The organism is Bacillus rugosus (genome assembly GCF_023238245.1).
Lineage (GTDB): Bacteria > Bacillota > Bacilli > Bacillales > Bacillaceae > Bacillus > Bacillus rugosus.
In genome coordinates, this window is sequence record NZ_CP096590.1 from 2,074,783 (window position 1) to 2,094,834 (window position 20,052).

Annotated in this window: 16 protein-coding genes and 4 pseudogenes; 6 read left to right on the top strand and 14 right to left on the bottom strand. The window is 38.1% G+C overall.

The genetic code is table 11. The features are described 5' to 3' along the window. The first annotated feature begins 33 nt into the window (after positions 1-33). The gene (locus M0696_RS10160; protein WP_166852269.1) at positions 34-831 is read left to right on the top strand and encodes a DUF817 domain-containing protein; all 798 of its coding nucleotides are present in this window, start codon (positions 34-36) and stop codon (positions 829-831) included. A 237-nt stretch (positions 832-1,068) separates the two neighbouring features. Here M0696_RS10160 and M0696_RS10165 read toward each other — a convergent pair whose 3' ends face one another. Next, positions 1,069-1,941, bottom strand: a complete 873-nt coding sequence (locus M0696_RS10165; protein ID WP_222142973.1) for a LysR family transcriptional regulator — start codon at positions 1,939-1,941, stop codon at positions 1,069-1,071. A 100-nt stretch (positions 1,942-2,041) separates the two neighbouring features. Between M0696_RS10165 and M0696_RS10170 the strand changes: the two genes are divergently transcribed. Further along, positions 2,042-2,920, top strand: coding sequence for a DMT family transporter (locus tag M0696_RS10170; RefSeq protein ID WP_222142974.1), 879 nt, complete (start codon positions 2,042-2,044; stop codon positions 2,918-2,920). A 300-nt stretch (positions 2,921-3,220) separates the two neighbouring features. On the opposite strand, the gene M0696_RS10175 is transcribed toward M0696_RS10170, so the two are convergent. The 4 genes from M0696_RS10175 to M0696_RS10190 all read right to left on the bottom strand — a co-directional run bounded on the left by M0696_RS10175 (position 3,221) and on the right by M0696_RS10190 (position 6,415). Further along, a complete protein-coding gene (locus M0696_RS10175) occupies positions 3,221-3,385 on the bottom strand; it encodes a hypothetical protein (protein WP_148961642.1) in 165 nt (54 codons plus the stop codon). A gap of 84 nt (positions 3,386-3,469) precedes the next feature. After that, the gene (locus M0696_RS10180; RefSeq protein WP_248601941.1) at positions 3,470-3,934 is read right to left on the bottom strand and encodes a hypothetical protein; all 465 of its coding nucleotides are present in this window, start codon (positions 3,932-3,934) and stop codon (positions 3,470-3,472) included. A 718-nt stretch (positions 3,935-4,652) separates the two neighbouring features. Further along, positions 4,653-5,543: a CPBP family intramembrane glutamic endopeptidase gene (locus tag M0696_RS10185; protein ID WP_222142976.1), complete on the bottom strand. Its 891-nt coding sequence runs from the start codon at positions 5,541-5,543 to the stop codon at positions 4,653-4,655. 242 nt (positions 5,544-5,785) lie between these two features. After that, complete coding sequence (locus M0696_RS10190) at positions 5,786-6,415, bottom strand: type 1 glutamine amidotransferase family protein (RefSeq protein ID WP_222142977.1); 630 nt, start codon at positions 6,413-6,415, stop codon at positions 5,786-5,788. Positions 6,416-6,767: 352 nt separating this feature from the next. On the opposite strand from M0696_RS10190, the gene bla reads away from it, so the two are divergent. Then, complete coding sequence (bla, locus tag M0696_RS10195) at positions 6,768-7,688, top strand: class A beta-lactamase (RefSeq protein WP_222143406.1); 921 nt, start codon at positions 6,768-6,770, stop codon at positions 7,686-7,688. Between the two features lie 56 nt (positions 7,689-7,744). Here the strand turns inward: bla and M0696_RS10200 are convergent. Together M0696_RS10200 and M0696_RS10205 are read right to left on the bottom strand one after the other, a co-directional pair. Next, positions 7,745-7,933 (bottom strand): annotated as a pseudogene (locus M0696_RS10200) (hypothetical protein); the annotation flags it as partial. 373 nt (positions 7,934-8,306) lie between these two features. Continuing rightward, positions 8,307-8,927, bottom strand: coding sequence for a lytic polysaccharide monooxygenase auxiliary activity family 9 protein (locus M0696_RS10205; protein WP_166852254.1), 621 nt, complete (start codon positions 8,925-8,927; stop codon positions 8,307-8,309). A 679-nt stretch (positions 8,928-9,606) separates the two neighbouring features. On the opposite strand from M0696_RS10205, the gene M0696_RS10210 reads away from it, so the two are divergent. After that, entirely contained in the window at positions 9,607-10,110 is a 504-nt protein-coding gene (locus tag M0696_RS10210; protein ID WP_222142978.1) for a DinB family protein, read from the top strand. Between the two features lie 419 nt (positions 10,111-10,529). On the opposite strand, the gene M0696_RS10215 is transcribed toward M0696_RS10210, so the two are convergent. The 3 genes and pseudogenes from M0696_RS10215 to M0696_RS10225 form a co-directional block, all read right to left on the bottom strand. After that, the gene (locus tag M0696_RS10215) at positions 10,530-11,042 is read right to left on the bottom strand and encodes a GNAT family N-acetyltransferase (RefSeq protein WP_222142979.1); all 513 of its coding nucleotides are present in this window, start codon (positions 11,040-11,042) and stop codon (positions 10,530-10,532) included. Positions 11,043-12,224: 1,182 nt separating this feature from the next. Beyond that, entirely contained in the window at positions 12,225-14,834 is a 2,610-nt protein-coding gene (gene ppsA / locus M0696_RS10220; protein ID WP_222142980.1) for a phosphoenolpyruvate synthase, read from the bottom strand. A 373-nt stretch (positions 14,835-15,207) separates the two neighbouring features. After that, positions 15,208-15,548, bottom strand: a pseudogene (locus M0696_RS10225) (hypothetical protein). A 459-nt stretch (positions 15,549-16,007) separates the two neighbouring features. Between M0696_RS10225 and M0696_RS10230 the strand changes: the two are divergent. Then, positions 16,008-16,358 (top strand): DUF2200 domain-containing protein, encoded by a 351-nt coding sequence (locus M0696_RS10230; RefSeq protein ID WP_222142981.1) that lies wholly within the window; start codon positions 16,008-16,010, stop codon positions 16,356-16,358. A gap of 165 nt (positions 16,359-16,523) precedes the next feature. Here the strand turns inward: M0696_RS10230 and M0696_RS10235 are convergent, their stop codons facing one another. The 3 genes and pseudogenes from M0696_RS10235 to M0696_RS10245 all read right to left on the bottom strand — a co-directional run. Next, positions 16,524-16,724 (bottom strand): hypothetical protein, encoded by a 201-nt coding sequence (locus tag M0696_RS10235; RefSeq protein ID WP_248601942.1) that lies wholly within the window; start codon positions 16,722-16,724, stop codon positions 16,524-16,526. Between the two features lie 165 nt (positions 16,725-16,889). After that, positions 16,890-17,309, bottom strand: a pseudogene (locus M0696_RS10240) (hypothetical protein); the annotation flags it as partial. An 89-nt stretch (positions 17,310-17,398) separates the two neighbouring features. Beyond that, positions 17,399-17,874: pseudogene (locus M0696_RS10245) on the bottom strand (SMI1/KNR4 family protein); the annotation flags it as partial. Positions 17,875-18,024: 150 nt separating this feature from the next. On the opposite strand from M0696_RS10245, the gene M0696_RS10250 reads away from it, so the two are divergent. Then, the gene (locus M0696_RS10250) at positions 18,025-19,461 is read left to right on the top strand and encodes a flavin monoamine oxidase family protein (protein WP_222142982.1); all 1,437 of its coding nucleotides are present in this window, start codon (positions 18,025-18,027) and stop codon (positions 19,459-19,461) included. A gap of 253 nt (positions 19,462-19,714) precedes the next feature. On the opposite strand, the gene csaA is transcribed toward M0696_RS10250, so the two are convergent. Further along, positions 19,715-20,047 (bottom strand): chaperone CsaA, encoded by a 333-nt coding sequence (gene csaA, locus M0696_RS10255; RefSeq protein WP_222142983.1) that lies wholly within the window; start codon positions 20,045-20,047, stop codon positions 19,715-19,717. Between the last annotated feature and the right edge of the window lie 5 nt (positions 20,048-20,052).

Here is a 20,052-nt window from a genome sequence, read left to right on the forward strand (position 1 = left end):
ATTCAGAAAAACCCTTTGGAGGAATCGCACATCATGAGAGCCTTAAAACAACTCGTTCGTTTTGGTTGGGAACAGGCACTTTCATGTTTGTTTCCTGTCGTTATTTTTGCCTCTTTGGCTATTACACAACTCATCCCTCTTCCTTTTTTGCCACGGTATGACTGGCTGCTCATCATCTGTGTTCTCATGCAGTGGTGGATGGTGCGTTCCGGTCTAGAAACACGGGATGAATTAAAGGTGATTACATTGTTCCACCTTATTGGACTTGCTCTTGAACTTTTCAAAGTACACATGGGCTCCTGGTCTTATCCAGAAGAAGGATATTCCAAAATTTCCGGGGTCCCTTTGTATAGCGGCTTCATGTACGCAAGTGTAGCCAGTTATCTATGCCAGGCGTGGAGGAGACTTAAGGTTGAATTGGTTAAGTGGCCGCCGTTTTTTGCAGTTGTTCTGCTTGCTGCTGCAATTTATTTAAATTTTTTCACCCATCATTATTCAATTGACGTTCGCTGGTGGTTATCTGGACTTGTCATCATTGTCTTTTGGCAAACATGGGTCATATACGAGGTAAATGGAACCCGTTACCGTATGCCACTCGCACTTTCTTTTGTGCTTATCGGATTTTTTATATGGATAGCAGAAAATATCGCAACATTTTTTGGGGCTTGGAAATACCCAAATCAAACCGAGGCATGGAGTCTTGTTCATCTAGGAAAGGTGAGTTCATGGCTCTTATTAGTAATTGTCAGCTTTCTTATAGTAGCGACGTTAAAACAAGTTAAGGAACAGAATCCCACAAAGACAGAGATTGATGAACCTTTTTTAGGTTGAAGTTCTCCTAGCGTATAAAGTACCAAATAAAATGAAAAAGCAACGTTCGAATTGTTGCTTTTTTCTTTTTTGTAACTCTACCGATGAGTATTCATTTTCCTCTAGGGTTTGCTCACCGTCTTTGGCCATCCTCTAAGAACATTAATAAAGTCTTCGAACTCTTTTTATAAAACGTCTTAAACTAGGAGTTTTTACGCTCCTCTTCTTGACTAGAGCCACCTTATTACGACTACGGATTCAGATGACGACAGCTTTCAATACCTTGATAAACTCATGCGCCGCCGGCGTTATTTCATCAAATGAGTGCGCGATGACGCCAATATCACGGGTAATCCTGGGAATGATGTCTTTTTTGATCAATTGATGCGGAACAGATGAAAGTGTAAAGTTTGAAATAATGCCTATGCCCAAGTTATTTTTGACCATATTGATCAAGGTTTCGGCATTTTGCACAGTCAAGCTTTCCTTTAATTCAATATGGTGCTGCTGAAACGTGTTTGACATTGCAATTTCATGACCGCCTTTGCAAAAAATAAGGTCATCTTGATATGTATTGAGGTCGACATGCTTTTCCTGTTTTAATTCCTCATCTTGCGGAGGGATGACGGCCACCATATAGTCGTTACATAATAGTTTATAGTCAAACGGTTCAAATGGAGATGCCGCGATCCCAATATCAACCGTCCGATCCTCGACCCATCCTTTGATTTGATCAGAGGTCCCCTCGACCAATTCTATGCGGATCAGCGGGTAGTTTGATCTGAATGCCGCAATCGCCTGCGGCATGATATTTGTTGAAACAGCAGGAAATGAACCGATTTTCACCTTCCCGCTTAACAGCTTGTTTTCCCTGTTGGCTACTTGATATATTTTGCTTTCAATCCCCTTCATTTGCCTCGCCAGCAGCAAAATTTCCTTTCCGACGTCAGTCAGCACTAAACCATGATGTTTATCCCTGATCAATAATTTGAGCTGGAGCGAGTTTTCGAGGTTTTTTATCGCTTTGCTTACTGCCGGCTGAGAGATGAACAATTCTTTTGCCGCTTCTGTAATGTTCAATTTCTCCCCGACTTTTATAAATATGTGAAGATGGTTCATATTCATAACCATTTGGTTATACCCCCGATAATAAAAATGTATTTCAGTTATATATAAATGTAACATATGATAGAAACCAGCACGATATTTAAACAAGAAAGGCGGCTTATTAATGGTAAAAGTCATGCTGGGAATCATATCTGTCACACTTATTTGGGGCTATACTTGGGTTGCGATGAAAGTGGGAATTCATGACATTCCTCCGCTTTTGTTTTCTGCATTGCGTCTGTTCATCGGGGCGATTCCTTTATTTCTCATTCTCTTCATTCAAAGAAAAAAACTTTCAATTGGAAAACAATATGTCAAAAGCTATATCATCATGAGCCTGCTGATGGGCCTGGGCTATATGGGGATCTTAACGTATGGAATGCAGTTTGTCGATTCAGGGAAAACCTCTGTTTTGGTATATACGATGCCTATATTTGTTACGGTGATCAGCCATTTTACATTAAACGAGAAAATGAATGTATATAAAACGATCGGGCTGATAAGCGGCTTCTTCGGACTTTTATTCATATTTGGAAAAGAAATGCTGAATGTCGATCAAAGCGCTTTATTTGGAGAACTGTGCGTCCTTGCGGCAGCGCTTAGCTGGGGAATTGCGAATGTGTTTAGCAAGCTTCAATTCAAGCATATCGATATCATTCATATGAATGCCTGGCACCTTCTGATGGGAGCCGTCATGTTGTTGGTGTTTTCCTTTATATTGGAGCCGGTCCATTCAGCCAAGTGGTCATATCAGGCGGTTTGGTCATTGCTGTTTAATGGTTTGCTTTCTACAGGCTTTACATTTGTCGTATGGTTTTGGGTGCTCAATCAAATCGAAGCGTCAAAAGCATCCATGGCATTAATGTTCGTTCCCGTTTTGGCTCTATTCTTTGGATGGTTGCAATTGCACGAACAAATCACCGTAAACATCATCATCGGCGCACTGCTGATATGCTGCGGCATTTTTATGAATACATTTAGATTTTCACGACAGAAAGTGTGAATTTTTAAAGCTAACTTTTTCCTTGTCGATGTTGGCCTCGTATGACAGGAGACGGCTTAAGAATGCGTCTTCTAGGATCCTGACGGCAGTCTATTAAACAATGAAAAAGCTAATGTCTGCATGTGAGACATTAGCTTTAATGGCTGGCGTTTAGGTTGATGAGCAAGCTACTTCCGAGGTGCTTTTGTAATACAATTGTATAGTGCTTATATTTCGGCAAAATTCAAATAATAATTGCTTATGTATGATCAATTTTTTCCACCTTGAATTTTTCCAGCTGACCAAAGAGGATTTTTTTATCTAAAAAGCCTTAAATACTGAATTAAAGAAAAACATTAAGATAATGATGGCTAGTACAATAACAATCTCAAAAGTATGTGAACTGCTATCTTCTTTTTCTTGTTCAGTCTTCTCTCTCATTTGTTCCCTATATTTTCTTTGTATTTCATCCTTTTTCTTATCCATCTTACTCGACTCCCTTCAAAGTAAAGCCAAGCAATTCTGAATTAGTAAAAATCAATTATCATCTTTCACCTTCATTTTTTTCAATTATTTTTGTGAAAGGTAATTGAAATCACTGTTGCTAATATTGTTAAGCTTGATGTCTTTGTTTATCTCTAGTGCATATGGTTTAATGAAGTCCATAATAGGTGTCATATCAAAAGGAAAATCAAAGTCCAGCAACTCAGAATTGGTTTTATATACGTGTTCTTTAATAAAGAAGTGACAATCTGGTTTCATGTTTAACAGGCCATCTATAAAAGAAAAGGTATCAGCTGTAAAGTCATCAAGATATCTTTCTTCAGTGAATGCAATGACCTGAAGAAAGTTGGAGGAACCCTCGTATTCATTTTCATCCTCTATACCAATTAAAACTGGATTATCACACAGCTTTTCTTTTCTTTTTGAATCAACAATTAAGATATAACCATAAATATCTGAAGTTTCTATTTGTATTACCTGAAAAAACTCGACTTCATTTGTTCTAAGTGGCCTGTAAAATTTTAATTCCATATAAACCTCACTCTGAATAAAACGATTATTACTTTACTTTTATGCCACAATTCTTCTCTACATTCTTAAACAAAAAGCAATCTATTCAGACATACTCTTTAGTGTTTCCTTCTCTCATCTTTTTGTTAAGTTCGAAACCAATAAGGATATTGATAACTGCAGCTGGAAAATATAAAATTCCTGCACCCATAATTCCTATCACCGTACTTGATCCTACGATAAATGATTGCACTGCTACACTTCTTGCCTTCAAACTAAGTAACATAAGAACTCCCGCTATAACACCTATAAACCGAGCATTTCCCGGAATAAAGAAATCAGATAAGATCCCAAATAATTGTCCAACGATTGATAACAGGATTCCCATAAAGCTGGAAAGCAAAACTAGTTTTTTAATGACCTGTCACCCCTTTTCAAAAATTTTTTCGTTCATCTACTTTAACCATTTTTACATATATTTTCCGGAATAACACCCCGTATAAACCCTTCAGCCCTTACTCTTGAATCAGCATTCTCTTTCCATTCAACCCATTACAAAATAATCCCAGTATCCATTATGGTCGCATGATAATTCGATTTTATAATGTTTGAAAGTCCTGTAAACAGTATCAAATGAAAAAAACTTTTTCACATAATATATTCTCATTCATAAAGGTTACCATTTTCACAGTAAACAATTCTATACTTTTGTGTATAAAACTTCCGTTTCATTCAGATATTAATCATCTTGGCCATTTCTCTTATTTCTACGCTGCCAGCGAGCTACTATTGCAGGTATTAGCAGTAGAGTACCGACAATAAGCAACATAAAAAAGATCACAAACAGCGCTCCTATTCCTGGAATAATTTCTTCATAGGTAATAAAACGTTGATCCCCCTGCAGGACGAAGAACCGTGAATTTCCGAGAAAGGCTAGATGAAAGGCTATAGACGTCCATAAGCTTTTTGTTACAATACGCAGGAGTTGAAGGATGAATCCAAAAAACAACAATAAAACAATATAATCTAATGTGATAGCAGGTGATTCAATTCCTGCTATATATTGCAAACCACTTACTGTTAATGGTGCAAGCACAAATAAGATCGGCTGTAGGAGCAAGGCTATGAAACAATTAAATCGCCTGTTTAGAGCATAGTACACCGCCCCACGAAAAGTTAATTCCTCAGGAAAAGCTTCATAAAAGAAAGCGATCATCATGTTTAAGAGCAATACTGTAACTAATTGGCCAGAGAAGTGAAATTGTGTAATTTTGATCCAGCCCAATAAATGGGCGATAGCAAATCCAGATCCGGATAGGACAATTACATACATTGCTCCCATAATGGCTTTTGGTATGGCTTCCCGCCATCCAGAAAGTCCGATAGAGTAGAATGAACTACTAGAAAACCGTTTAAGAAGAATGTAGAGCAACGGGACAGTAATTAATGTTACTAAACCTGCTTGGATACCTTGCTGCAAAAGCTTGGAAGCCCCTGATTGGCGGGCCATTGTACCAATTAAAGTAGCAAAAAACAAAGCAAAAACGAACGTTCCCCAACTGAGCAAAATAGTTACCGACCATTTAAGATGATTGTTTTGTTTTCCGCTTTGTGTATGATGAAGTTGCATGTGGATACCCCTTTCCATCAGTTATATCAGCCTAAACAAAAAAGCAAATTATGCAACTTATATTTAAACTTTATTATCGATACGTGCTACATGCTGTTATTGTTTCAAATTTTTGTTTCACCCTACTCCCCTTCGGTTACGCGCTTTCTTTCCAATAAATAGACATATTCCGTCATTCAAGATTATTTAGACTTTAACAAAAAAATGCCCCTTCATTTCAGGGGCAAATGGTAATGATTCTATCAATTTATTGTATTCATTAACTCGAAGAAGTATTCAGGTTTATGGGTCTTATTCAGCTTATACCATAAATGCAATGTATCTGGTGCAAATACATCTAGTTTTTTCAGTACTTCCATCGCAAATTCCAAGGGAGCTATTCCCGATGCAGTTACCAAATTTTCATCAGATACTGCCGGTCTCATCTCGTAAAATGTTTCTCCTTTATAAATAGGACAGACCATTTTCATATACTCTAAATCATTGCTTGTATGCTTTCTCGAATCTAAATAGCCATAATTCGCGAGACCCTCGGTTGCACCACAAATTGCAGCTACAATCGTGCCAAGCTCTAAAGCTTCGCCTACCTTTTTCAAGATCGGTTGATGAATCTCTTCTCCCCAAGTATTCCCTCCGGGTAAAATCAAAAGATCTTTATTCTCAAGAGTACACTCATCAAGAGAAATATCTGGTTTTATGCTTAGCCCTCCCATCGTCGTAATCATTTCTTTATTAACTCCTACTGTAACTACTTTTAATGGTGCTACACCTTTTCTAAAGTATCTCCCTGAATGAAGTTCTGCAATTAAATATCCATATTCCCAGTCTGACATTGTATGAAATACATAAAGATAAACGTTTTTTCTTTGCATCCATAACACTCCAATCATAATTGATAAAGCCCATTAGGATGAATTCGTGCCCATCCTTTTAAATAATGCCATATGGGTGGCAATAGGAACGATTATAAAAATCCCTTACTACACCTGCCCTATTATCAGTGATGTAAGATTTCACATGATGTTCACCTTTAAAATTCGTTTTCATCTATTTTCTTGTTCCTTCCTTTTTCCCTCATCGCCCCTGTTCTCTTAACATATTAGACATTAGAAAACGAGATAAATGATACGGTTTTGTCTAAGATTCATTGGAAATATATCGATTTTGCTCCTATTTTTGTGGTATTAATAGAAGGTGAATACAAAATCAACTTAGGGGGCCTTGATTCATTTGAAAAATAAAGCGACATTAAAACTTGGATTATGTATTGGACTTTTATGTTTAAGCCTTACTGGTTTCAAACCCTTTGACGGTTCAACGCATGCTGAAGCAAAAGCCATAGGAGACACAAAAATGACAAGCCGTATAACTAGTAAAAAATTTGTTCAGCTTGAGAAAAAATTTGATGCCAGGCTTGGCGTTTATGCAATTGACACAGGCACAAACAAGACTATCACCTATCGGCCGAATGAACGGTTTGCTTACGCATCAACCTATAAAGTTTTAGCCGCAGCTGCTGTCCTAAAGAAAAACCCAATTGATAAACTTAATGAAGTCATCCACTATAGCAAAGACGATCTAGTTACATATTCTCCAATCACAGAAAAACACGTAGATACAGGCATGAGCCTGAAGGAAATTTCAGAGGCTGCTATCCGTTACAGCGATAATACTGCTGGGAACATATTGTTGCAACAACTTGGCGGCCCTAAAGGTTTCGAAAAGTCACTGAAACAGATTGGGGATCATGTAACCAAAGCTAATCGATTCGAGACAGATCTAAACTCTGCCATTCCTGGAGATATTCGTGACACAAGCACCGCAAAAGCACTAGCAACCGACCTTAAAGCTTTCACTGTGGATAACACTCTCACGGCTGATAAGCGCACGATCTTAACTGATTGGATGCGGGGGAACGCTACTGGTGACGAACTGATTCGGGCAGGCGCTCCTATAGGATGGGAAGTCGGCGATAAATCCGGAGCCGGAAGTTACGGAACACGAAACGACATTGCTATCGTTTGGCCGCCTAATAGAGCTCCTATTGTTTTGGCAATCCTATCTAACCGATTTACGAAAGATGCTAGTTATGATAATGCTCTTATCGCTGAGGCAGCAAAAATCGTCCTTAACGATCTCAAATAGTAGCTGAAGACTCCTTTTTGGAGTCTTCTTATTCTGAAACCAGTTTATAATACTAAATGATATCTAATTAGGACGTATCCCTCGGGGAAATCTTGGACTTCATTGTGACCAATCATTCCTTCTTTGCTAAGTAATTCAATACCATCAAACATTTCCATCCTATTATGTAGTAACAAAAACGCTTTATAATCATTAGGGAATGTACCACAATTAAAAACGGCTTTCTTAATACCATTGAGTGTCATGTGAACTACATTTCCTTCTTCCATAAAGCTCCTCCATTTAAATTACCCTACTAAATTTCACCATATAAAAGATTCTAAGAGGTAATTGAGAGGTCTAAATGAAGCATATACCAAAATACTTTTGGAGTACATTTCTATTAGGGTTAAAAAAGATCGGCAGATGCACGAACATCAAACCGATCTATAGCTCCCTTAGAAGCTTTACAGCTTCCCATTTGATTGTGGAACTCCCATACTCAAACAATCTGTGTTCTCCCGGTTCCGTTACATTTTTCTTTGTTATTACAGTCAACACTTCACTAACCGATACACTAACCGCTTTCTCCATATAGTCATAACTGGTGTTAGCTATTAAAACCGTAGAGGTTCAACATCACCGTAAGATGTTTACATCAATTACGTTATAAAAGGCATTAGAAGTATCCGCAACATCCCACACCCCTAGAATGACATGATAACCACTGCGATCAGTTGGTACATAAATCTTATGAGAAAGATTAGTATCAGCCTTTGAACCATCGTGATCTACAGTTCCAATTAATTCAAACTCATCTCTAGTTAAAGGTTTATTGGGATTCCAACCTTTCTTGGTTATATAATAGTGCCACTTTGATGTTGCGTGAGGAGCAGTATAGTGCCAAGTAAAGGTGTTTAGGCCCCCGCGCATGTTTTGTTTTACCCAATAATCTGCAGTCTGCCTGTCTAATCCAAAGTCAATTTGCCCCGAGCCTCCATTTGCTGATGCAATTTTCCCATCTGGTGGACCCGCAGATGGAAACCCTTTTGGCCCTTCTACCGATTGAGGACTATCAATTACGGAACCATATTTTTGTGCAGCCGCCGTCCAACCAATTATTTGTTTTTCTAATGACCCCATGTACGCTCGACTAGCCGGTTCTTTTATATACCCGTGTGCAGATACATCACCTGCAAATAAAGTACCACCAACACCTAGAACAGCAGTTAGAACAGCACCCTTGATAAAACCCTTCATTACTAACTCATTCCTCCCTTTGTTGTAAAATTTTTCTCTTTCCTACTATAATAATTCATTACATGTGTTGTAATCTCCTTCTTTATTTTTGATCACGTGAAATTTAAAGAATTTCACGTTCCCCAGCTCCTTTGTTCTTCAGCTTATTGACAAACACTCTTTGCATATAGCTTTCCATTTTAGTCACAGATACGAACACCCTATCAATCTCTTCTTGATCTTTTGGGAACTCTATAAAACACAAATCATCTGCAATATCATTTAACCCTGCGCTTGATATGTGTTCTGCATATTCTCAAGGTATTCTTGTATGGATTCTTCTACACCTATTATTAATAAAACACTGCAACCCTGAATCAAAAACTGCAGCTGGGTTCTTTACTTGTTATGTACTTCTCCTGAATTGTCTCTAATTAGAAGTAAGGCTGTTCCCCTTTCTCTTTAAAACAGTTGTTTTATTCAGAACCCTTGTAAAAAAGGAATTTTTCAACATCAAACAAATCTTATTTGACTTCCTTATCATTTAGGTTGGTTTTGAATGTAGCTTTGAATTAAAGTTGTGACGATTATAAGAATGTCGTAATGCCTTTTAAAGTTCTGTTCTTTTTATCTAAACGTGACATTATAATTGAACTACAGGTTTATAGAAAGAAAACAAAAAATTATAAGGAGGATTTTTGTGTTTCAAACCTTAAATCATTTTTTTAAATCTTGGGAGTTCGAAGCCGATGCAACACAAAGAATACTAAATTGTCTAACTGATGAATCACTTAAACAGGAAATAACTTCACAAAATTGGACTTTAGGCCGCATTGCTTGGCATACTGTTGCTGCCATTCGTATCATTACCTCAAACACAGACTTAACGTTTCACGCTCCAGCTGAAGATTATCCAGTTCCTTCTTCGGCCCAGTTTATAGCAGATAGTTATCATCAAGCCAGTAATGCATTTGTACAAGCATTAAAAACCCAATGGACTGACCATACACTTCAAGAACGTATCAACTTTATTGGTCAACAATTGCCAAATGGCTCACTTTTGATGTTTTTAATTCAACATCAAAATCACCATCGAGGACAAATGACTGTTCTTATGAGACAAGCAGGGTTAAGCGTTCCAGGTATTTATGGTCCAGCAAAAGAGGAATGGACAAAATTTGGTTTGGAACCCCCGCAAATGTAAATCAAGTGATTAATAAGATGTTAACCTATTACATTATAAAAACATGTTTTGATCAATCTTTTTTCAAAACATGTTCTTTCCTTTTTGTTCATTTATCAATATTGTTAATAACATAAATTTGATTAAGTTTTATTCCAAACTTAGACTAACTAATATTGCTTGCGTGACCAGGATTAGGTGACTATATTCGACTTCTATCGTTTTCGTTGAGATCGGCTTTTCACATTGTTTACACTTTATTTGACATTAACTTATTTTATCCATATTGCTCATGTCTCTTTTTATTGAGATTCCTCATAAAAAAAGCGCTCTGCTTGCTGCAGATGCGCTTCATCTCTCAATATTTTGTATCGCCAATGTTGCTGTATTCAATAATGGAACCTTTTAGGAAGAGGTAAGACTTAAAAGCTCTTAATAGTTCATTTCCACTCTTCCTTTAAAATTGCGTAATAATATTCATCCCACCATTCATTGCCTTTAGGAATACACTTTTTAAAAAAGCCTTCTCTTCTCATTCCAATTTTCTCCATAACTCGGTATGATGGAATATTCTCAGGTTGACACGTAGCTATAATCCTATGTAAGTTCATTTCTGTAAATCCATATTCCAAGATAGCTTGTGCTGCTTCAGAAGCATACCCTCTATTTTGATAATTTGGATTAAACACCCACCCGATCTCATATGTATGTTCACCAAAATACTTATAAAAAACAATATGGCCTATAAGACAATCTTCATCTATTAGTACTACAGGAAATTTTTCAGCCTTATCACCTTTGTTTTTATTTACAAATTCTTTTGCATCCTCTTCAGTAAAAACCCCTTCTGGTATATACTTCATAACATGAATATCTGATGTATACTCATATACAGCTTGCCAGTCTTTGAATTCAAATTCACGTATCAATAACCTTTTTGTTGTTATATACATTATAAAGTAGCTCCCATCAAAAATACTTCAACTTAATCTTTATTCGATATTAAGACAACAATAACCTCTTTAAATACTATCCTTATTCAACAATCTGGCCCTTACTTGAACAACAAAGGGGAGGTTGCCTCAGCTATATCTTCTTGTAACTTCTGCATACGCACACATTTAATTGGTCTAAATCTTGTTCTCCTGCTCTAATTGTTTCACTTACCGCTTTAATAATTCGGATAATCTCGTCTTTATTATTTTCATCATACTAAACCTGCTTTGCAGAAGGGCTTTTTATCTGCTGTGACGGAGTGTTTCAATCCGCTCACGAAATGTTGCATTATTATATAGTATAGCCTTTGCCACTCCATCGCTCGCTAGCCATACTATTAAAATTAATACCTTGATTGGTCTAACAAGCCTATTAATCAGCCTCATCTACCACTCATTTTTCATCCCATATGGAAAACCAAGGTATAATTTCCTTTCAAACACAGAAGGCGGATTTCCGCAGCTGCGACACCAGCAAAGAAATTGTTCGCTTTACTTGTTCCTCTTTTTGTGACTTTTTTTGATGAGAGTTGGTAACATGGATACTCAATTTATTGGCACTATAAGCAACATTACAACACTAGCAGATATTCATGAAATCCTTGCTATACTAGGTGTCAACTTGAATGTTTGAATTATCCTTAAACCAGAACAAGGACAATATATATTCACCCTCCACACCTTAATTAAAACTATCTTTCAATTAAATTTTTTTCAGTTTACATTCTCAAAATCTGTAGACGTACAAACATAAAGTTTCCCATACTCACTTTTTTATGGTGTAATCATCTTTACCTACAATCATATTTCCCTCTAAAGTATCAATCAAAAGTCCATCATATTCATCAGAGGGCAATGGATCGCCCAGAAACTCTTCAATATCTGTATAATTTTCACCCGTCCACTGAATAGCATCGACAACAACTGGTTTCTCTGTATTTCATTTGACAATACTCTTTTCTTTAAGAACCATAATGTAAGAACCCTCCGAATCTAGAGAGTTCTTTTATAATTGATAAATGTACCAACTGCATTATGTTCGTTGTCCATCGTCTTTCGTTTGTTGAATAAGGCTATTGATGATTTCAACGTACTTTAGTGTTGCTCAACTCTCATTCTCCTTTGAGCAATAGACAGCAATTACAATATTTCGATATAGCCTTCTGTTCCATGCACACGAATTCGTTGCCCATCTTTTATCAGTTGGGTAGCATTCTCCACTCCGACAACTGCTGGTAAGCCATATTCACGCGCGATAACTGCTCCATGGGTCATCAGTCCGCCAACTTCGGTGACTAGGCCTTTTATGGATACAAACAATGGTGTCCAGCTAGGATCAGTATAGGAGGTGACTAATATATCTCCATCCTCTAGAACAGCGTCTTTCATGTTTAAGATGACACGTGCCCGCCCCTCTATAACTCCGGAAGAAACAGCCAGGCCTGCAATAGCATCGGCTGGGAGATTTTCCCGATTATACTGCCCTGTAATGATTTCACCGTCAGAGGTAATCACACGCGGTGGAGTTAGTTTTTCATATAATTTGTACTCCTCTTTTCGTTTGCTGATGATCTGGTAATCTAGTTGATTGGTGCGTACAGCTTGGTGAAGTTCTTCAAACGTGAGATCAAATATGTCTTCTTTTTCATGGATAAGACCCGCTTGTACGAGTCGTTCGGCTTCTTTCAGTAAAGCCTGCTTATAAACGAAGTAGCGATGAACCATGCCGTATTTTGGATACTCCCGGTAACCGCTGAAATTCCGGATGATGTCGATCATTCGTTTGGTTTCTTTGGCTTTTTGTTCACCATCCGGTAATTGCTTCAATCGGTCTAATAACTCTTGTTCTTTCTTCAAAGCCTCCTGCCGCCCTTGCTCAAATTTCTGATGGCTGGCATTAGGCTCAAAGTTTTTGATATTATTCAGAATCATGGGGACAAGTGTAGTTGGTTTTTCGCTCCAACGAGCTCTGGAAATGTCGATTTCTCCGGCACATCGCATTCCATATTTACTGAGATAATCATAGATAGCGTCCAGAGCCTCCTGTCCACCCTCCAGTTGAAGCAGTTCATCCAAACAGTCATCCTCTTTTATATGCTGTAAATAATTAATGACTTCCGGATAAGGACGAATCACATCTGCGACATCCATTAACGCCAAACCCATTTCCGAAGTAATATTGCCCGGTACAGATTGAGAAAGCGTATCTGCTGCGTTTTTTTCACCCAACCACTTGTTCATATGTTCATTGACCCAACTTGAAGCATCCATAGCGGCTTTAATCACAGCCGAACTTTGCGGATCAAATAAAATCTTCTTTAATTGCTTGAGATCTTCCAGGATAAAATTAAATAAATCGGCTCCCGATTTCGTTTGGATAGTTTGTTTTAACTCTTCTATCGATGTTTGACTGCGCTTCATCAAATCAGAGACGATGGCCGGATCGTTTTCGATTTGTGCTTGAGCACCCGCAAACGGAATACCTTTACGGCTTTGACCGAGATTCTGTTCTTTTTTATCATTTGGTAACAATTTTATAAAGTCCCGCTCTATTATGGTCATGAGTGCGCCTTTTATGAGCGGATCGGATTCCATGGTATTTAATAAAGTTTCCCGGCCGACAGTTGTAGCCAGCCAATGTGCAACATCAACAAACAACCTCCCGCCGGCTATACGCATAGGTGCAGGAGTAATTAACAGGTAAAAAGACAACCCCAATGGTTTTATGGGATCTGTCATCATTTGCTGATGACCAACAGAAATATAGACGTGATTTTCTTGATCGCCGGTTTCAGGGATAGGGTATAAAGTCGTGACTGGCCGACTCTGGACAATATAAAATGTATCATCAGCCAAACACCATTCGATATCTTGCGGCTGACCGAAATAAGCTTCGATCTGTCTTCCGATGCATGCTAATTGTAAAATTTGTTCTTCAGTAAGGGTTTGAGTCATTTGTTGATCAGGATCAATCTGCCTTCTCTCTGTTCCGCCCTCTTTACGTCCATAGATAGCCAATTTTTTGGTTGCTATCCTCCTCTCGACGATTTCCTCATCGCGGACTTTATAATTATCGGCAGATACCAAACCGGAGACCAACGCTTCTCCAAGTCCAAAACCGGCATCAATGGATAGCAGCTTTCGGTTGGAGGTAATTGGATCAGAGGTGAATAAAATCCCTGAAGCCTGCGGAAAAACCATCTTTTGAACGATAACTGATAAATAAACTTGCCTGTGATCGAAACCATTCTGCATACGGTAGATGACCGCGCGGTCCGTAAACAGTGAAGCCCAACATTTGCTGATATGCTGCAAGATCTCATCTTTGCCGATAATATTTAGATAGGTGTCTTGCTGACCGGCGAAAGAGGCATGTGGTAAATCCTCAGCCGTCGCACTGGACCGCACTGCGTAGGCATGTTCCTCGCCTAACAGAGAGAGATAATGAGTAACTGCTTTTACAACGTCAGAAGGAATTTCCACTTCCATAATGATTTGCCGTATCTTCCTGCTGATTTCACCAATTTGGTCTCGATCCTCTGCTTTTAGCATGGTTAGTCGATCCAACAAAACATGATACATTTCGTTTTGTTCGATGGCTTTTTGGTATCCCACTGTTGTAACACAAAATCCTTCCGGTACTTGTATCCCTTGAATTTTTGATAATTCCCCTAAATTTAACCCTTTTCCCCCAACGAGCAAAAGCTGTGTTTTTTCCATTTCGTGAAAATCAAGAACCAAAGAATTCATTCTACATCTCCCCTTCAAAAAAAATTGACGAGAGCTTTCCAGCATGATATAATAAAAATATAAGATGGGTATTTATAACTTTTTACACAGAAAGCGCACGCGGTCTGATTATATCACCGTGTCTGTTTTTGTGCAATACAAAAAGAACCTGGGCAATTTCACCAGGTTCTTTCTTCATTTCCCGCTACCATTAGTACATAAAAAAACTTTGTTCGAGCCGACTCCGTTACTGCATAATCCCCTAAAGAAATCCTGAATTAGTTTTTGTATAAGGAAGTTCTATTTATTTGAGACTCATAGTGTTTAAAATATACAGCCTGGATATACTTTTATTTCGAATAATAAGTTCCGATCCATATTCAACATCCAACTTTTATTTTGGGTATTGTTTCGATATTAAATTTTTATAAGCCTTTATAGCTTTGTTTTTCGCAACAGCATATTATCTTTGTTAACCATGCCTCTAAGTTGTAAGCTTTTCTGATAATATCTAATACCTGCGAATCCATTGCATAAAGGCTACCTCCACCATTTAATCTCGATTTCCAATAATCTAAAGACTTATTAAGGTCAAGTGAGCTTTTTTTATTCTCGGGCTCAACTACCTCATTTTTTCTGAGAGCTGAATTATTTCCTCCATACCCTTCTGTAGCAGCTGCAGAATGCTAAGAATTTCGGATCTTTGGTTACATCATAATTAGATGTGCTAATCACCTTGTTCACTCTCTTTCAAAATCAATTTTTAGCTGTAAATAAAGTGCCTGAACGCAATGCTAAATGCTCGGAGCTTTGGTTTGATTAAAGTTAATGACATCCCAAACAAAATCGTTTCCTTCAGATATTTTTCCCGTAATTTGCACATGATAAAGGTGGTGACGCTTCTCCTGCTATGGTTTTTGGTGAATCAATGAAAGCGAAAGCTACTACTGCTAGAAGAAACAAGCAGTACATATGTAATTCTCTTCTTCATTTTCTAAATCCCCTTGGAACAAGTTTACTTGTAAATGCCGTCAACCGAATGGAATTGTTTGATAATTGACTAAAGGGGTCTTTTAGAACTAGGGTACTTCTATAACTATGCGAGGGAATCTTGACACTTACAAACGGCTACTTTGTTTGTACTCAATATATTTCGTGATATATTAAAGAAAACCATACAAGCGAGGAGAAATCATGACCAAACATCAGATCTATACAATGAGTATCGCAAGGGTCTATCCCCTTTATGTTACGAAGGTGGAGAAAAAAGGACGTACGAAAACAGAAGTAGATGAAATCATCCGTTGGTTAACAGGATATAGCCAGGAAGAGTTAGAAGCGCAACTGGAAAAACAGACAGACTTCGAGACCTTCTTTGCGGAAGCCCCCCAACTGAATCCTTCACGAGCTTTGATCAAAGGTGTGGTCTGCGGTGTCCGAGTGGAAGACATCGAAGAACCAACTATGCAGGAAATTCGTTATTTGGATAAGCTGATCGATGAGTTAGCAAAGGGAAAAGCGATGGAGAAGATTTTGCGGAAATAATTTTTTGTTTAATGTTTAACGCATTAGAAACATTATTGAGCAATGGGTGTTACTAATTTGTCAACTCTTGATTAATCATTTGCTAATTAAATTCAAAAGACCGCACTGTAAAATACAGTCAGTGTGGTCTTTTGTCATCAAAATAAAATTTTAATGGAAAGTTTGTTACCACAAATGCAAAGTAAGAAACGAAAGCGCCCATGCTAATATCCCGAACATTACAAAGAACCTAAGAAAAGTTTCATATTTTGTAAGTCTTCGTTCTCTTTTTATTTTACTCAATCTCCAATAAAGGGCGTAGCCGGAGAACAATAAAATTATTTGTCCAAGTTGCGACACAGATTCTAAAAATTCTATACCATTCATTGATTTTCACCTCGTTTATTGAGAAAAGTTATATTTTTATTATCTCAGATGAAAAACCACTTCCAACGATTTAAGTAAAAATAAGTAATCTGTAATGTGTCTAATGGTATAATAAATGATGTTTTCTGTATTCAGCAGAACCAAAAGTGTTGGTGACAAAATACGTTATGTTTCTCTATTAAAGCAGCAAATTAACATTGTAGATTTATCATCGTATTTTTTTGATTTATGTCCACCAGTAAGCCCAGCTCTGTGAAGTGCTTCCCTGCAAGTGTATAAGAAACTGCTCTCAGAATCGCTTTTGAGCGGTTATTTACTACTAATCCCATCCATTACAAACCCGAGTTTCCTTCTCTTTTCATTATCCACTTCAAATAAACTCAGCTGCTGATTAACATCTTCCTCAATATTTGATAACGTAACTGAGATACTTCTCACTGTTTTACCCGAGTAAAACTTAGTAAAGAGCATTACACCTTTTACGATATCCCAGGTGATTTCTCCTGCGCTTTCTAGCTGTTTGGCCTGTTCAATTTGCACTGCAAGCTGCACCTGAGCCGGTTCAAGATTCTCGTACCCTACTTTCATTCCATGTAAATTTTACCATAATCAACTATTTCAATAACAGAAAAAGACAGCCAAATCTGACTGCCTTATACATCGCATTATCTTGTTCAATAATAATTTTCTGCGGTATAATAGCGCCATTCCCAAAAAGCTTCCCCATTGGAGAGTATATACCGGTCTAGAAATATCTCAAAATTTAAATTTAATGGTGTATACTCCCCTATTTCTAATATAAAAAGATAGTTGGGATCCCCTTTATCCAATTTATCTTTATCGATCATTAAATGGCATTCTTCCAATAAGTAGCCAATTGGGATACCATTGATACCTTCAAACAAATCCTCATATTTTAGTTCCTCTTCAATCTCTTCAAGGCTAAATAGCTGAAGTCCTCCACCTATATTCTCCCCGTCAGCAAGTATCTGAAAAATTCTCGCACCATTATGTAGTGTAATAAACTTCTGATAATCAGCTGGAAGGGTAATCTGGTGTTTAGCTTCAAAACTTTGAATGTCATCATGATTGCTTTGTCCTTTGAAAATGTAACAAGGAACTCCATGATATATCCCTCAGAACAAAACAATAGTCAAATACCTCACCCCATTATTGTTCTTGTAACGAGAATAAACGTCCCATTTGGCATACAAATTTCAAAAGATATGAACAAATCGTGATAGACGCCCTTTTTACTGAATATAATGCAATAAATTTAAAAAAGAGGTGCCTCCCAAAAGTGAATTCTCTAATGGATGAAGACATGATGAAGATCATTAGAAACGGCCTTAGCGCTTCGCATCATCCAAAGCATATTATTGTAGTGGGAGCTGGATTGGCCGGGCTTGTATCAGCATCTTTGCTAAAAAATGCCGGTCATAGAGTAACGATTCTCGAAGCGAGCGGCAGACCAGGCGGCCGTGTCTGCACTTTGAGGTCTCCCTTTAGTGATGGATTGTATTTAAATGTTGGTCCGATGCGTATACCGAATAACCATTTGCTAACCTTAGAATATATAAAGAAATTCAGACTGCCAACAAATGTATTTATCAACAGAACCCCCATGGATATCATATATACGAATGGAATCAAAACACGTCTCCATATTTTTGAACGAAATCCTCAGATATTAAGATACCCCGTTGCACCGAACGAAAAAGGGAAATCGGCTGAAGAACTATTGCTTTCTGTATTGCAGCCTATATTAAACTTTATTAATCAAAACCCTGCAAGAAATTGGCAGATTGTTGAAAACCAATACAAGAATTATTCATTAAGCTCTTTCTTAAGCACTTTCTTTTCATATGGCGCGATCGATATGATTGGTATACTTCTGGATATGGAAGCGTATATGGGGATGTCTCTTGTTGAAGTGTTACGAGAATCCATCTTTTTTTCATCGCCTTCTCATTTCTATGAGATAACAGGCGGTATGGATCGGCTTCCTTACGCGTTTCTTCCTCAACTGAAAACAAATATTCTATACCATCAAAAAATGATGGGAATTTCTCAAAATGAGAACAACGTTACGATCCATTGTCAGCATCAACAAACAGCAGAACATACAACGTTCACAGCTGATCTCGCTATTGTAACCATTCCTTTTTCAACATTGCGATTTGTGAAAGTCGAACCATACCATTCTTTTTCCTACTATAAACGGAGGGCAATTCGCGAACTGAACTATATGAGCGCAACAAAAATCGGCATAGAGTTTAAAAGCCGATTTTGGGAAAAAGCCGGGCAGCGCGGCGGGAAATCTATTACTGATCTTCCGATTCGATTTTCGTATTATCCAAGCACTGGTATTGGAGCAAATGGACATGCTGTTGTTCTGGCGAGTTATACATGGGCAGACGAGGCACTGATGTGGGACAGTCTTTCAGAAGGTGAACGTATTCAGTATACGTTACTGAATTTATCTGAAATATATGGCGATATTGTATGGTCTGAATTTGTGTCCGGCGCCTCTTTTAGCTGGAGTCAGAACCCTTATTCGGCGGGGGCCTTTACAGCTTTCGAACCAGGACAAGAATTAGAGCTGTATCCTTATATTCCTGTCCCTGAGGGAAGAATACATTTCGCAGGAGAACATGTCTCACTCACTCATGCGTGGATGCAAGGCGCGATTGAATCTGGAATCCGTGCCGCTTATGAAATCAGTCGTTTACCTTAGATCTTGCTTACCTCTTATGCTAAAGCTCGTTATGTAGCAAATATTTCATATAGTCAGATCATGATCAGATGACAAATTCATTCAATAACAAAGTAACCCTTGCAATCTTTCACCCACCATGCTATATTCATATAGCGATGAGCTGAATTGTGTAAGCCGATGTACATGCCCTTTGCGGCACACACGAATGTGGCGTGTGGTGCATCGCCTCAATACGCAAAGACGTTTGCCTTAGGCAAACGTCTTTTTTGTGTTATCCGATTTTTGTGCCGTTTGGAACGGGCTGATCCGGCTGCAGTAGGACGACATCGCCCTGGCCGGGAATGCCGCCGAGAACCAGCACTTCTGATTTAAATCCCGCGATCCGGCGCGGCGGAAAGTTGACAACTGCTATGATTTGCTTGTTGATGAGATTTTCCGGCTGGTAACGCTTCGTGATTTGCGCGCTCGATTGTTTCATGCCGATTTCTGCTCCAAAATCAATCAACAGTTTAATCGCCGGGACTCTTGCCTCAGGAAATTCCTCCGCTTTTACAATAGTGCCTGTTCTGATATCTAATTTCTCAAAGTCCTCAATGGCCGCCATATCAA

What these genes read in the sequence shown, in the direction of transcription:
- M0696_RS10185 (WP_222142976.1), bottom strand. Translation starts at nt 5,543, where the DNA reads ATGCAACTTCATCATACACAAAGCGGAAAACAAAACAATCATCTTAAA.
- M0696_RS10180 (WP_248601941.1), bottom strand. Translation starts at nt 3,934, where the DNA reads ATGGAATTAAAATTTTACAGGCCACTTAGAACAAATGAAGTCGAGTTT.
- M0696_RS10235 (WP_248601942.1), bottom strand. Translation starts at nt 16,724, where the DNA reads ATGAATGGTATAGAATTTTTAGAATCTGTGTCGCAACTTGGACAAATA.
- M0696_RS10230 (WP_222142981.1), top strand. Translation starts at nt 16,008, where the DNA reads ATGACCAAACATCAGATCTATACAATGAGTATCGCAAGGGTCTATCCC.
- M0696_RS10165 (WP_222142973.1), bottom strand. Translation starts at nt 1,941, where the DNA reads ATGGTTATGAATATGAACCATCTTCACATATTTATAAAAGTCGGGGAG.
- M0696_RS10175 (WP_148961642.1), bottom strand. Translation starts at nt 3,385, where the DNA reads ATGGATAAGAAAAAGGATGAAATACAAAGAAAATATAGGGAACAAATG.
- ppsA (WP_222142980.1), bottom strand. Translation starts at nt 14,834, where the DNA reads ATGAATTCTTTGGTTCTTGATTTTCACGAAATGGAAAAAACACAGCTT.
- M0696_RS10205 (WP_166852254.1), bottom strand. Translation starts at nt 8,927, where the DNA reads ATGAAGGGTTTTATCAAGGGTGCTGTTCTAACTGCTGTTCTAGGTGTT.
- M0696_RS10170 (WP_222142974.1), top strand. Translation starts at nt 2,042, where the DNA reads ATGGTAAAAGTCATGCTGGGAATCATATCTGTCACACTTATTTGGGGC.
- M0696_RS10215 (WP_222142979.1), bottom strand. Translation starts at nt 11,042, where the DNA reads ATGTATATAACAACAAAAAGGTTATTGATACGTGAATTTGAATTCAAA.
- M0696_RS10190 (WP_222142977.1), bottom strand. Translation starts at nt 6,415, where the DNA reads ATGCAAAGAAAAAACGTTTATCTTTATGTATTTCATACAATGTCAGAC.
- M0696_RS10160 (WP_166852269.1), top strand. Translation starts at nt 34, where the DNA reads ATGAGAGCCTTAAAACAACTCGTTCGTTTTGGTTGGGAACAGGCACTT.
- csaA (WP_222142983.1), bottom strand. Translation starts at nt 20,047, where the DNA reads ATGGCGGCCATTGAGGACTTTGAGAAATTAGATATCAGAACAGGCACT.